Genomic DNA, 13,268 nt, shown 5'->3' with positions numbered 1-13,268 from the left:
GCCTGCTGCCATCGAGCCGTATTAATACCGCCTTCGCGGTGATCCCATTCAAACCGATGACGCCGCATTTCATGCGCTTCTTTCCATCGCTCCAAGTCGTTCCCCGACCCATCAGCGCCTTCATTGGCCAATGATGGTGTGCGTGGGGCCGAAAGGCCCTGAACGGTTCGGGGCCTCCTTGAAACAAAGGAGGATGGTTATGAAACTCGTCTCACGATTTGAAGCGGCATCCCGCAGCACGGCGGAATTGCACGGACTTCTGAGCGAAGCCTTCAATGCCTTCGCCGCCGCTCCGCGCGGAAGCCAGCAGCGCCAAGATGCTCTGTTGAGTATGCGCAATATCGAAGATGAGCTGGCGGTTCGAACACCCAAGCTCTAACGCACGCGGTCAGCCGTCAGGCTGGCCGCTTCTTCACAGAGCGCCGCACTTGGAGCAATTCAAACTTTCGAAATAGCTATTCATCAGAAATGCGTCTAGATAGTGGAATCTTTCAAATATAGTTATACGCTTATCACGTTGACTTTAAATAGAATTTCTTTTACTATCCTCACTTCAAGCGAGGAAAGATGAACATTAAATTGAAGATTAGCGGACTATTTGCCGGAGCGGTTGCTTTTGCTGCAATTGTTGAATTTACCAATGAACCTATACGCCCTAACTGGATTTTTCAAAAAGAAAGCGACTGCGCAGTAGAAACACCCGGAAGCATGACCGCAGATGAATTTAAAGAATGCTTAATCGAACCGAGTTCGCAAGAGCCCAATTAGAACTTACTAATTATGAATTCTGCACCGTGTTTGTAGCCAAAGTAAATTAGTACCCCTATTGCTATATGGCCAATAAAGTAAGGAGCTGCTTCAGCGACCTCCATGAAAATAGTTGGCGTGCCTACATATGTGAGTATCGGGAAGTATATACATGCCGAGACGAAGACTACTCCAAGGGAACACAAATTAATCATACCTTCGCTCATCCCTGTGAATGCCCTTCCTTTTGCATGCATGCTGCCAAGCAGGAAACCTCCCAACACACCTATAGCGGCAAATAGTGCAAATGGTAGCACTACGCCAATCGGAGCGGTGAATTTTGGCGCTAGCCATGCCACTAACAACGAGATTAGCCAGCCGATCTGTTCAAAGTATTTTTCGAGAAAATCTTTCATGAGTTTACCGTGGAGGTCGCGAAAGTATGGATGCTATTGCTGCATCAACAATTAAATTTCCTTGTGCATCAATTATGTTGATGAAGTTTTCAGCTGAACCAAAGACTTCTTGTACGGTTCTAAACTGGAGAGGCCCACCAGCATCCTCTCTGCGGGTTATCGACAATACTGGCGCATTTCTTCTACCGTCATCAATATAGCTCAAACTCTCTTCTGTCAGCACTTCGGCTGGCACCGTTAGCGTCGCGTCATACCGGTTTTCCTTAGCAAATTCGATAAACCTTGATATTGCTTCTTCATCCATGTGATCTACTCCATAGAGGATCTGAACTGCTGGCTCCAATCCAAAGTTAATATGATAGAAAACTCCTTCTCCAGTGGACGCCTCAATTATCGTCAAGTCTGCAAGAGAAGGTTGTTCATATCCCTCCCTGAAGAAAAATACTTGCGCCGTCGATCTTATTACTCGCGGCCAATCGGCTATTTGGTCCGGTATCGAAACGTAAGCAGAAGCCCTATGAGTAAAGCCCGCTTGTGTGAACAAGATACTGCCCTCAGTGTCCTCAGCGAAGGCCGCTGTTCTTGATATCGCATGGCACCGAAATGGAGGAATTGCACCACGCGGACCCGAGGCTATTCGCGGTTCAGGCCACTGATAAATCAGTGCTTCATCACTGTCATGATTGCAGATTGCATATTTGAGCGTTGCGCCACCGCCTTCACCTTCAGTCCGACTGGACCAATGCGAAAAATGAGCGTCATTGCCACGATAGGCGTCCTGGAAAGGCTCGTAACTCGTGGCTTGCCCATGGACAGCAACTGAGCCCATGAAAAATAGGAGTAGGGAAAAGACGCTTCTTTCTGTAATCTGTCTATTCAAATACTTCGGCATACGAGCACCATGCGATCAACTTTTTCCTTAGGTAGCGTTGCGTGCGAAGGAGCATGAGTCAATCTGATAACTCTTCATTGGTGGCACGTTTTTTTCTGACTTTGCAGATGTCTCCAAGCGCGTATTGATCAATCCTTCCTGCCCTCTGCGCCAAAAGGATCAGTTGGCCGAGAGGCCAGCAAGTATTTTAGATTGGCTTGGAGCCGCTGCTATGCGGCGACTCCTACCACTCGGCTTTCCTCGGTGACAGGCTGTAAGCCATGTAGAAAGCGCGCTGCGCATGAGCGGCGGCGCTGAAGATTGCCCGATTGTCTTCCTTCAAGACCTTGAGCCAGCTTTGAATGTAAGCGGCGTGATCGGTGCCGGGCTCGGGCGTCAATTCCAGATCGGCACAAAGAAATGCCGCGCCAAGTTCAGCAACCAGTTCTTCGCGGGCGTAACCTTCATCGTCCCATTTCTTGCGCCCGAATTCGCGATCAAGTCGGCTCTCGTGCTTCGTCCAGTGTGTCAGCTCGTGGGCAAGCGTGGCGTAGTAACTTTCGGGGCTTTTGAACGTCTCGAAATGCGGCATCTGCACATGATCGCTCCCACCAGCATAATGGGCGCTGTTGCCGCCATGACGGATATCTGCGCGAGTGTTTGCGAAGAATTCTTCCGCGTGGCTGATCCGTGCGGCGGGATCAATAATCAGCTCGGGCTTTGAATAGTAATGCTCGGGCAAGCCTTCGATCTGCTCGACGTTGAACACGCTGTATCCCTTCATGAAGGGGGTTTTTCGCTCTTCCTCTGACCCGTCGCCCTGCGACTCTAGCTTGGTGATCGTGTTGGCATAAACGACCAGATTTCCGCGCTCGCCCTTCTTGACGTGTGCGCCAAGTTCTTTGGCCTGCTTGAACGTCATCCAGAACGGGGAGTGATAACCCGCTTCCACGGCGGCGCCCCAAAGCATTAGAATATTGATCCCGTTGTAGGGCACGCCGTTGTGCCGCAAGGGTTTTGTGAATTTGCTGTCAAGGTTTCCAGCTTTCCAAGGCTTGAGCCATGACAACTCGCCTTGTTCCAGATCAGCAATAATCTTGTCGGTTACTTTTTGATAAGTATCTAGTCTCATTGGCTTTTTCCTTCCTTTGAAAGCTCGGTTGCGCATGCAACCGGACTAGGCCCGCGCCAATGAGCGGGGGGACGGCCGTCCAGACCGAAAGACATGGAGGGGTGCGGGCGCAGGCGTAGCCGAGCCACGGCCATGACTTTCGCCCGACGCCGTAGCGGAGGGCTTGGTCTTGACGGAGGACGGGCCTGCAAGGCCCCAAACGAAAAGAAGAAGGGTTAGCCGTTCACGGCTGGCAATGGTAGCGCAAGGGATGGAAGCCGCAGGGCCGAGACCACCAAAGGTGGACTCGGTTCACGACAGCCCGACCCGAAGGGTGTGCCCCAAAACTCCCTAAAAATATACGTTGTGTAGGTTGTATGCCGACACCCAAACGTGACAATAACTGGTGTGCAATATCGCATGACGATGCCACCCAGAAAATACTCAACGAATGCCTAACACCATGATAAGTTGAGGTTTAATAGTAACGAGAATAAGAAATGCCGAGCAGACCATATTTTAATAAATCAATTAAAGAGCTGGAAGCACTATTCGCTCAAAACAGTGTTGATGCCGCTGTTCTGACCAATCTGAAAGCTGAGCTTGGATTTCGAAATACGCAGCGGGCGCTTACCCTGAAAAGCAAGGTGCTTGCCGCAAATGAAAGCACGCCAAAGGCTGCACCCAAAACCAAGACGAACATCAAAGAACCAAGCACCAGAGGTAAGGTGGAGCCGAAGGCCGAAACACCTGCCCAGCCTGCCCCCGTTCAACCGACCGTCAAGCAAATGACGTTGAAGCGCAGTGATCTAGGTCCAAAACCACCTGTCGAGAATTCTCCGCAGGATATTTTGCGTGCCTGGACAGCACTCGAAGTTCTCTCACCCCAAGGATACAAGCGCGAAGCGGATTTGGCTGCTGGCGATACCTCAAGAATTGCCCGTTTCGATGAAAGAGACTTGCCTTGGGAACTCGGTGAGAGATCACGGCCAAAGAAGCGCCTGTATTATGAGCTTATCCTAGGCGCTATCGCCCTTGCACCCGCCGTAGAAGAGCTTCTGAAGCTCTATTCCGACAATCGGCCAGATAAGCCAAGCATGAAGGGCTTTTGCCCGATAGCCAGTGTTTTGCTTGATAAAGAAGGCAGACCGCTGGAAGAAGATACGTCTGCCGCAATTTCCAGCTTTGCCTGGGGCGTTCCCATCGCGCTTCAAGGTGATCTGAAAGCATTGGCGGACTGGCCACATCAAGAAAAGCAATTGATGGGCGAGTTCAAAAAACGGCTGATCAGACGCGACCGCAATGATGATGTCATTCCTCTATCCAAAAAGCACATTGCGGAGTTGTTTGATCATCTGGTGCAGGCATTGAATCTTGCTGGTCATGAAATCAAGGCCCCATATTTTGCGCTTCGGCGCTATGAGTTTTTTGCCAGCAAGACACCGCCCGAGCCTGGATTGCTGAATTCATTCTTTCTGGAAGATCTGGCGCTTGCCCGAACCATGGAAAGCAGCGGCGCTCTTCCTCATGCACTGAAACACTATCTGGGCATTGCCAAGCCGCCAAGGCAAACAGACCTGTTGGAAAATGATGCGGGCTTGCAGCATCTTCTTCAACCTGCGCTATCGCCGCTTGGGCGCTGGCCGGGCAAAGGCCGCTATCCATTGGCTTTGTTGCAGCAAGCCGCTGTCAACGCCACCGACAAGCGCCTGATGGAAACAGGGGTATTGGCGGTTAATGGACCGCCGGGAACGGGGAAGACAACCTTGCTGCGGGATGTTGTGGCAGCAAGGCTTATCGAGCGTGCCAAGATCATGTGCGAGCTCAAAAAACCTGCTAGCGCCTTCACCCCAACAAACCAGAGCCTTCAAAGAAGCGGCGCAAAAATCACCCTGCACAAGCTTGATGAGCGTTTGAAGGGCTTCGAGATGGTCGTTGCATCATCAAACAACAAAGCGGTTGAGAACGTCAGCGCCGAGTTGCCCGCGCTGGAGGCCATCGCAGAAGATGCGCCCGAATTGAGATACTTCAAGAGCATTTCTGACAAGGTGTTGGAGCGTGATACTTGGGGGATCATAGCGGCGGTTCTCGGAAATTCATCGAACCGATACCTATTTTCTCAAGCCTTCTGGCGCGATGAAGAAAATGGCCTTTCCACCTATTTGAACCATGCCAGCGGCTTGCCTCAGATCGTCTCGGAGCCGCAAGATGACGGCCCGCCCATAAAGCGAAACCGCGAAATCGTGGATGCCGAGAAGCCGCCCGCAAACGCGCGCGAAGCACAGCTACGCTGGGACAACGCTCGCAAGGAATTCCTGCAAGCGCTCAAGACTTCCCAGAAAACTCGAAGCATGCTTCAAGATTTGCACAAGGGTCTTGTTCGGCTTGTTGAAATCGCAAACGCGCTGGATGATCTGCACGCAGAACAACCGAAACATGAAGAAGAACTTGAAGCGCTTTCAGCTTCGACAAAACGGGCGCAGGAAGAATTTCGGCAGGCAGATGAAATCCATAGAGGGAGCGAGCGTGATCGAGGCGCTCACTATGCGGGGCGGCCAGGCTTTTTTGCACGATTGTTTCGAACCAGCCGCTTTAGAGACTGGCAAAGGCGCTTCGATGAACTAACAGCGAAGGTTGCTAGTGAAAAGACCGTCACAGATGCCAACAGAACGGCGTTTGACAACCTGCGGAGCCAGCTTTCGACAAAACAAAGGATCACTGACGAAGCGAAATCGAAAATCACGGCGTTGCAAACCGAAGAGGCGCAATTAAGAGACGAAATCAAAGCTGCCAAGAACGGTCTCAATGTTCCAATGCCGGATGCCGACTTCTTTGCTCTGGCTCATGAAGACATTCAGATTGCCAATGTGTGGTTTGATGAAACCGCCAACCGCGAGCGTGATCTGGTCTTTGAGACTGCCATTGCGCTGCACCGCGCCTTTATTGACTGCGCCGCCGATCCGATCAGGCAAAATCTCTCGATTTTCGTTGAATCGTTCGGCACGCGCTCGCTGGGCACGCCGCAGAAAGACGCTTTGATCGCAGATATGTGGGCATCGTTCTTTCTTGTTGTGCCTGTTGTCTCAACGACCTTCGCTTCGGTCCATCGCATGCTCTCTCGCCTTCCGGCAGAAGCACTCGGCTGGTTGCTGGTCGATGAAGCGGGCCAGGCACTTCCGCAAGCGGCGGTCGGCGCAATGATCAGAACGAAGAACTCGGTAGTCGTTGGTGATCCCTTGCAGATCGAACCTGTTGTGACACTTCCCAACAGCTTGACCGAGGAAATTTGTGGGTTCTTCGGGATTGATCCGCTGAAATTCAATGCCCCCGAGGCATCAGTACAAACGGTGGCCGATGCAGCCAGCATGTATTGCGCCCGCTTTCCTATAGGAAGCGGACACAGAGATGTCGGCGCGCCGCTTCTGGTGCATCGGCGCTGTGATAGCCCCATGTTCGAAATTTCCAATGAGATCGCCTACGCGAACCTGATGGTGCAGGCCAAAAAGCCGTCAAGTAATGCTCCCGTCCTAGGACGTTCCAGTTGGATCAACGTGGTTGGAAAGCCGGGGCCGGATAAATGGTGTGCCGATGAAGCTACTGTACTGATTGATCTGCTGCGGAAGCTACGGGATGCTGGCGAAAACTCTGATCTTTACATCGTCACACCCTTTGTCATCGTGCAGAATAACTTGCGGCAAGAACTGCTGCGAAGCGGCGTACTAGATGGGTGGACGAACAACCCGAATGCGTGGGTATGGGAGCATGTCGGCACTGTTCATACCGTTCAGGGGCGCGAAGCCAGCACAGTGTTCTTTGTGCTCGGCGCGCAAGGATCATCACAAAACGGCGCGCGCAATTGGGCGGGCAGCAGGCCAAACCTTGTAAACGTTGCCGTTACACGTGCGCAGACATCACTATACGTGATCGGCAACCGCCAGCTTTGGAAAAACGCGGGCGTGTTCGCGGCGCTGGATCGCTATCTGCCGGATGGCGCGAGTGCGAGTAATCCCTGATGGCAGGAATTTGGCCCTGGCTCACTGAAAACTTTAACAATCGGGAACTCGCTGGAGCGTTTTGGCTCACGCTGGTTTTTTCCCTTCTTTTTCTGAAAAAGGACGTTCGCAACGGCATCGGCGGCATCATCAAAGCGGCAGCGGCTCCGAAGCTTCGAGTTCTGTTTCTTGGATATGCAGGTTTTGTAGCTCTTCTGGCTTGGTTGGATATTAGTCTGGGTTTATGGACAAACGCGCTGATCACGCCAACCGTAGTCTGGTATTTTGTTGGCGGTTTGCCGCTTTTATTTCGCGCGTTTGATGCAAAAGAAGGCACACAACATTTTCGAGGATATGCAACATCGGTGCTCAGCGGAACTGCCCTGCTGGAGTTTTTGTATGTCGCCAAGACATTCAGCCTTCCAGCCGAGCTGGTTCTGACACCCATTGTCACTGTTGTCGCGCTGCTCGCGGCAGTATCAGAGCGCGATCCAGAACATTCCGCCGTGAATAACTTAATGACGTGGTTGCTAGCTGTTTTCGCCATTGTTGTATTCTGGAATTCGATCTCTCAAATTTGGGCGGAACCAAAAGACTTTTTCACGACTACAACGTTTAGAACCTTCTGTTTACCGATCTATTTAACCATAGGGTCGATTCCGTTTTTCTATCTGATTCATTGTTATTCGCATATTGAAAGCGCGCGAATTCAAATCGACCAGAAAACATTCCAATCCAGCGACTTAAAGGCCTATGCGAAGAAGCGTTTCTTTCTAACATTTCTTCTTCGACCGTGGCTATTGAGGCGCGCAACTCGCCAATTTCACATCAAACCTGCAAAGGAAAAGAATGATGTGGATGCAATCATCCGTGAAATTCTTCAACACGAACGCGACACGGAAAACCCTCCTGATGTGAGCGACGAAGAAGGTTGGAGTCCGCACGCAGCACGCGAATTTCTAGCCGAAGAAGGAATGAGAACCGGAGACTACCATTCTGGCTATGATGGTGAAGAATGGTGGTGCGGAGTAACTTCGAAAGAGCTGGATGACGCGCTTTTGCCAAGCACAGCCAACTATTCATTTCTTGGCATCGAAGGGCTGGTTACTCAAATCAAGTTGCGCGGCCACTTTCGGGATGAGTTCGTCAAGCAAGAGGCCCTGGACGAGTTTTCAAGGCTGTCGCAGCTGCTTGCAAAACGAGCGATACCACGAGCCAAGATTGAAGAGGTATTCGCGAAGCTGGAAGAACGCCAGCCGTTCCAGATCAGTAATGGCGAGACAAAGGCCAAGCTTATGCATGAACGGTTCCCTAATGAGCTAGGATTTGAGTTGGTATTCGAACTAACACGGCCTACCGAATAACTGGATGAAGATAAATAGTGGTTTGGGAATCCGTAGGCCATATAATGTTCAAGCGGAGGATCAATCGTTCCGTCGATTGTGTTTGGTTCGGTGCAGGTGGAGAAGTCACTCTCTCCAAGTCCTGTGAGCTGGTTTCAACGGGCGGTGATAGGTCCTTTGATCATGATCCATGTTTGACAAAATGGCGCGCATCCAATCTGAGGAAGGTTGGTCTTCATGAAATGATCTGGATGAAATCCTCATGGGGGTATCGGTTGGGAGCTCGAAGGCTACCCTGATTGGTGGTCAAACGGGCAGCCGTTTGTGCATGGTTCGGTGTTGGTGGAGAGGCACGTCTCCAAGCCCAACGACTGATTGAACGGGGATACGTTCTATGTGGCTCTGGGAGGGGCTTTATGCCCTGATCCGAGCCACTGGCCGGGGGGATGCAACGGGGGCGCGCAGGAACGAAGTTTCGGAGCGGGCCCCCTTGCCAAGATGTGTGTGGTAGTACCACGCACACATCTTGCACATCAAGAATTGGTGCCTTGAGGCCGATGTAGGCGGGCAGAACTTCGGCTCACACAGCCTTCGAAAGACGTGAGGCTATCATCAGCGAGCCCGGCCCTTGCTCACGGCTGCCTATAGCCACGCTACGCAGGCACAAACGCTCGAATATCTGCGCATCCAGAACAAGGAAGTCCACGATCTCTACGCTATAGAGCTATGATGTAGTACCTGAGCAGCGGCGCACACAAGATATCTATTGGAGGAAGAAGCCGTCGAGTGGAATGCCCTGAACGCTACCAGCAGACTCTCCGCCAGTTCCATTCACTCCATCACAGATCGCGCGAGCGATTGGGTCGGCGGCTCCCAGCAAAGGGTTCTTTAGCGCAAGAATAGATGAAATCATTGAGATCGTTGGTACAAACCGACACCCACCATCACTCGCTCCCCTTGAAGTTGCTGCTTGAACGGCTCCATACAGGCTTTCGTTTAAGATGGCCTGACCTTCTTGGGTACTCAATTCATCGCAGCCTGCCAACAAAACAAATGCCATCATCGAAACGGCGCTTCCAGCTTTCTTCATATTCTTCTACCTCTATTCCTGAACAGCATCGTACCGATAAGGCAGATACCCAGCCAAATTAGTCTCCCTAAGAACGCGTTGTGCAACGCCACCCTTCGAAACACTTGCGTCAATTACCTGAAATCTGATTGGTTTGTCCTTGCCTACCGCCAGAAAAATGTAGACGTGGGAACCAGCCTTCAACAGAATATCCCCCGGGCGCAACTCTGATTTACTTTCGAGCTTAGACGATATTTGCGATAGCGTTGACGTGCCGTACTTTTGGCTACCAATTCCCCAAACTCGAGTAACGAAGCCAGAGCAATCAACACCTGCAGATTCTTTGATAACACAGTTCCCGCTACAGGTTCCGCCTCCATTTAGCTCGCCGTACCGAAAGTTTGTGCAAATGTCCCCCGCAAGCGAACCACTGGCCACTTTTTCTCTATAGCCACTAATAGAATCATACTTTCCCCATGCGTATGGAACTCCTCCAATTACGCTCCCGCCCACTGCATTTTCTAACTTTCTCGGCCGCAAGTGACGGCTTTCTCCGCGGCACCCGAAATCCAATGAAAGACCGAGGTTTCGGCTTGATAAAAAAGTGATGTTTTTGAGATACTTCTCCGCTGTCACCAACATTTGGACACGAGTAGTTTTCGGTAACGGCGGTTTGGCGATCTCCGGCACAGCGCTACCTTGGATATCACCAAAGTATCCATCTAATATCTCGTTGAGGCGGTCTTCACTTTGAGCAGCCGTCAGAAAAGCACCTACGGGTTGAAATGTCATGGTTACTAAGTTAATGCCGCGATCAATCATGAGGAACTTGGCGTTCCCCGTCGAGCTCACTGCGACGGGCACACTACCGACGTTCTCACTCTCCCAAGCCGGAACTTCAAAGCCGGCTTCTAAGCCATCGCTACCAAAGCGGCCCACGAAGAACCTTGCGAACTCAAATCCTCCCGCTCTTTGTCGCTCAGTCCATAAAAGAATAACTTCGCCAGTTTCCAGTCTATTTAATGGACGCCAATCAACCAACTCGGAATCCCCTGACGAGATCGGCTCTAAACTAAACTCGAGACTAGAAAGATTTTGAGATTCAGCAACACCGCGTAAGCCAAGAAGTGCTTCATTTGAAACAGATACACTTAACGTTCCGTCTTCCTCGTAGACGAATCCGACGCGGCTCTCTACAGGCTGAATTTCGCTCTGCACTGCTTCTCCGCTACTTCCCCTTGGAGCAAATGCAGAAGGCGTAATGTCAAACTCACTACCGTCTGTATTGACTACGATGATAGAGCCATTTGCCGTTTTTAGATCAACAACTTCGCCAATGTTTTCAAGAGACAAGCTCACGAAAACATTCAGACCTCTGTCCAGAACATGAAGCTCCTTATCGTAGTTTTCGACGACCACCCACAAGTCGAGATAACTGGCAAGAAACTCTGGAGACACCCCTTGGTCCTCCGACGAAGGGGAAACATAATCTATCTCTTCATTTCCAGCCCAAAGAAAACTTGGTAATGAAATCTCAAGCAGCAAAAGCAAGAACAGATTAGCGATGCGAGAACAGATGGCTTGCGACATTCTCCACTCCCTGAGTTTTTGAAACCTTGCAACCTTCTGGCATGGTATTAACTCCCGCTCCAAAACCTCCGGAGTGACTACCGGCGAGACCCCACTCACCATCTACCAGAGCAAAGACAGGCGCCCCACTTGTGCCTTCCTCGGTTTGACACAACGAATGTATACAACCATTTTCTACGCGGAATGCTCGGCAAACGGGACTATTGTCGACCCACACTTGCCTCGTTGGCTCTCCAGATGTCTGAATATTTAAGTGGCTGATAAGATTGTTTGGGCCAAGTATCATCAACGGCTCTAGACCGGTTACGCTATGGATTTTTGGCTCTTTGCTCCCCAATGGCAACTTTGAGATATCGGAAACTTCAGCTTCAAGAATTATTCCATCCGTCGGAACCTGTAATTCTCCAAAATACTCCAGACCGGTGAGCCGTTCTATGTCCGGCAATACATCTGCATTCCGTTCAAACACCGCACGCAACTTGTCGCGGTTAGAAACCGGTCCCAGCTTAAATCTGACTTCGGGTAAACCAAGGAGATTCCACCCACGGTCGGGGATAATCTTCTCGCAGTACTCCCCGTTCGCCTCGCGTTCTTCACAATCAGTCGCGGAATCGGGTACTCGCTTGCTAAAGCAGTGCCTCGCAGTCAGGAAGTAGGTAAAATCCTGATCTATAAAAAATCCGGTGCATGATACAAACGCGTCGGTTTCTTTTGATCGCACTACTTCTCGAACACCAATCCGAGCTATTAGTTGATCGGAAACGCCAGCAATATTGCTTTCGACGAAGCAATTTTCCCGATACATTTCGAGAGTTGCCACCCAATCGGCTGACGATGGCTTTGACCTAACCCGGTATGCACTATATCGGCCGCCGCGTGATCCCTCTTTGAAGATTTCATAGGCCGCTTCGGTGCACAGTCGCCCACGCTCTGTCTTTTCAAGTTCGCACGCTACCCTGAAAATTTCTGCGTCCTCTTCCGACCAACCGCTTGGCGCATTTTCTGGGCTACATTCCGTAACAGAAACTGTTTGGTCTGAGTCTCGCGTTACTTCGGATTGACCCGAAAAACCCCAGCCGTCACGGTCTAGAAATCGATTCAAGATTGTCTCTAGCTCATCATCTCCTGATACGCTCTCTCCACTGCTGAGAGAGGCCGCAAAATTCTGCACCGCGACGGCTGCAATAGTGCTTTGCTGCAATGGCAGTTCACTCAGGTTTGTCGAGCAAGGGCAAGAGCCAGTCCAACAGCAAATGGGATTCGGCATAGGCTTTGTCGGATCATATGGCACTGAAAAGCGTTTCACACTCAACCCAGAGAACTGAGTAGGCGCGAGTAACGAGCCGTCACAGTTCTCACATGAGCCGGTAATACAACATATCGGAACAGGTGTATCTGGAAACACCCGCCCGGTCTCCTGCGAGAGAGACAGACCTGGAATCCACGCCAGCGCAAAAGCCAGAAGTATCGATACTAGTTTCATGCTTCGACCTCTTCAATTTCAAGTATGGAATACCGTGAGTCAGCGCTCGACGTGCTGCAAACAGAAGCATTGATGCAGATCAACGCCGTACCCGTCTTCTCGACGACATTGAGGTTTTGAAGAGTCAAAATAGTCGTTGCTGACGATGCCGCTGGTACTCTTTCAAATTGCGCTGGAAAACCCGAAGAAAAGGCGGGTGTATCTAGAACTGTTTGGATACCAAACCCCTCTTTTGGAGTTTCGTTTCGAACAACGGTTAGACCATCACCTTCAGATACTCCAAATAAGCGAACCTGCGAAACTCCGTCTTCACACAGGTTCATGCTAATCGACGGACGGTTCTGCGCCTGTTCGCCAACAGAACCGAAAAACTTAATTTTCTGACAATCTGAGGAAACAGATGCAAAGTCGGAACCAGAACTCTGCCCAGCTTCAATCTCGGACTGCGGACCCTGTGGAAGGTTTTGCCCCGTCGTGCCTCCGGCCAAAAAACCATCGCACGCACCCACTAGAATCAATACGGACCCGAAGAAAGTTAAGCGAATATGTTTCAAAGAAACCTTCGGTAGATTGACCATAATCTTGTCCAATATCGATAAAAATAGATCTAATTTTACATACGAACCGTTATCATATTTTGGCCTAT

At 50.8% G+C, this 13,268-nt stretch carries 11 protein-coding genes; 4 read left to right on the top strand and 7 right to left on the bottom strand.

Annotated features, from left to right (window positions below):
• Window positions 1–199 precede the first annotated feature (199 nt).
• Window positions 200–379 (top strand): hypothetical protein, encoded by a 180-nt coding sequence (locus GOW31_RS04280; protein ID WP_171168125.1) that lies wholly within the window; start codon window positions 200–202, stop codon window positions 377–379.
• 188 nt (window positions 380–567) lie between these two features.
• Window positions 568–768 carry a hypothetical protein gene (locus GOW31_RS04275; RefSeq protein WP_171168123.1) on the top strand — a complete coding sequence of 67 codons (201 nt, stop codon included), beginning with the start codon at window positions 568–570 and terminating at the stop codon, window positions 766–768.
• Here the strand turns inward: GOW31_RS04275 and GOW31_RS04270 are convergent.
• From GOW31_RS04270 to GOW31_RS04260, 3 genes are all read right to left on the bottom strand, one after another.
• Entirely contained in the window at window positions 765–1,163 is a 399-nt protein-coding gene (locus tag GOW31_RS04270; protein ID WP_171168121.1) for a hypothetical protein, read from the bottom strand. The genes GOW31_RS04275 and GOW31_RS04270 overlap by 4 nt on opposite strands.
• Before the next feature lie 4 nt (window positions 1,164–1,167).
• Window positions 1,168–1,467: a hypothetical protein gene (locus GOW31_RS04265; RefSeq protein ID WP_171168119.1), complete on the bottom strand. Its 300-nt coding sequence runs from the start codon at window positions 1,465–1,467 to the stop codon at window positions 1,168–1,170.
• 811 nt (window positions 1,468–2,278) lie between these two features.
• Window positions 2,279–3,202, bottom strand: a complete 924-nt coding sequence (locus GOW31_RS04260; RefSeq protein ID WP_254441633.1) for an ArdC family protein — start codon at window positions 3,200–3,202, stop codon at window positions 2,279–2,281.
• A 443-nt stretch (window positions 3,203–3,645) separates the two neighbouring features.
• Here GOW31_RS04260 and GOW31_RS04255 point away from each other — a divergent pair, with 443 nt between their 5' ends.
• A complete protein-coding gene (locus GOW31_RS04255; protein WP_171168116.1) occupies window positions 3,646–7,158 on the top strand; it encodes a DEAD/DEAH box helicase in 3,513 nt (1,170 codons plus the stop codon).
• Window positions 7,158–8,501, top strand: a complete 1,344-nt coding sequence (locus GOW31_RS04250) for a hypothetical protein (protein ID WP_171168114.1) — start codon at window positions 7,158–7,160, stop codon at window positions 8,499–8,501. The genes GOW31_RS04255 and GOW31_RS04250 overlap by 1 nt, the downstream gene beginning before the upstream one ends.
• A 742-nt stretch (window positions 8,502–9,243) precedes the next feature.
• On the opposite strand, the gene GOW31_RS04245 is transcribed toward GOW31_RS04250, so the two are convergent.
• The 4 genes from GOW31_RS04245 to GOW31_RS04230 are packed head-to-tail and all read right to left on the bottom strand — an operon-like array spanning window position 9,244 to window position 13,212.
• Entirely contained in the window at window positions 9,244–9,570 is a 327-nt protein-coding gene (locus GOW31_RS04245) for a hypothetical protein (protein ID WP_171168111.1), read from the bottom strand.
• Window positions 9,571–9,582: 12 nt separating this feature from the next.
• Window positions 9,583–11,139, bottom strand: a complete 1,557-nt coding sequence (locus GOW31_RS04240; protein ID WP_171168109.1) for a hypothetical protein — start codon at window positions 11,137–11,139, stop codon at window positions 9,583–9,585.
• Window positions 11,108–12,622: a hypothetical protein gene (locus GOW31_RS04235; protein WP_171168107.1), complete on the bottom strand. Its 1,515-nt coding sequence runs from the start codon at window positions 12,620–12,622 to the stop codon at window positions 11,108–11,110. The genes GOW31_RS04240 and GOW31_RS04235 overlap by 32 nt, the downstream gene beginning before the upstream one ends.
• Window positions 12,619–13,212, bottom strand: a complete 594-nt coding sequence (locus tag GOW31_RS04230; protein WP_171168105.1) for a hypothetical protein — start codon at window positions 13,210–13,212, stop codon at window positions 12,619–12,621. Before GOW31_RS04230 ends, GOW31_RS04235 begins: the two co-directional genes overlap by 4 nt.
• Window positions 13,213–13,268 lie beyond the last annotated feature (56 nt).

It is taken from the genome of Ruegeria sp. HKCCA0370 (genome assembly GCF_013033705.1).
GTDB lineage: Bacteria > Pseudomonadota > Alphaproteobacteria > Rhodobacterales > Rhodobacteraceae > Ruegeria.
Note: the sequence above shows the minus strand (reverse complement) of the source record. Positions and strands in the feature narration are given on the sequence as shown.

Bases quoted from the DNA above. Each gene is read 5' to 3' on its own strand.
- GOW31_RS04280 (WP_171168125.1), top strand. From the start codon at position 200: ATGAAACTCGTCTCACGATTTGAAGCGGCATCCCGCAGCACGGCGGAA.
- GOW31_RS04275 (WP_171168123.1), top strand. From the start codon at position 568: ATGAACATTAAATTGAAGATTAGCGGACTATTTGCCGGAGCGGTTGCT.
- GOW31_RS04270 (WP_171168121.1), bottom strand. From the start codon at position 1,163: ATGAAAGATTTTCTCGAAAAATACTTTGAACAGATCGGCTGGCTAATC.
- GOW31_RS04265 (WP_171168119.1), bottom strand. From the start codon at position 1,467: ATGGATGAAGAAGCAATATCAAGGTTTATCGAATTTGCTAAGGAAAAC.
- GOW31_RS04260 (WP_254441633.1), bottom strand. From the start codon at position 3,202: ATGCGCAACCGAGCTTTCAAAGGAAGGAAAAAGCCAATGAGACTAGAT.
- GOW31_RS04255 (WP_171168116.1), top strand. From the start codon at position 3,646: ATGCCGAGCAGACCATATTTTAATAAATCAATTAAAGAGCTGGAAGCA.
- GOW31_RS04250 (WP_171168114.1), top strand. From the start codon at position 7,158: ATGGCAGGAATTTGGCCCTGGCTCACTGAAAACTTTAACAATCGGGAA.
- GOW31_RS04245 (WP_171168111.1), bottom strand. From the start codon at position 9,570: ATGAAGAAAGCTGGAAGCGCCGTTTCGATGATGGCATTTGTTTTGTTG.
- GOW31_RS04240 (WP_171168109.1), bottom strand. From the start codon at position 11,139: ATGTCGCAAGCCATCTGTTCTCGCATCGCTAATCTGTTCTTGCTTTTG.
- GOW31_RS04235 (WP_171168107.1), bottom strand. From the start codon at position 12,622: ATGAAACTAGTATCGATACTTCTGGCTTTTGCGCTGGCGTGGATTCCA.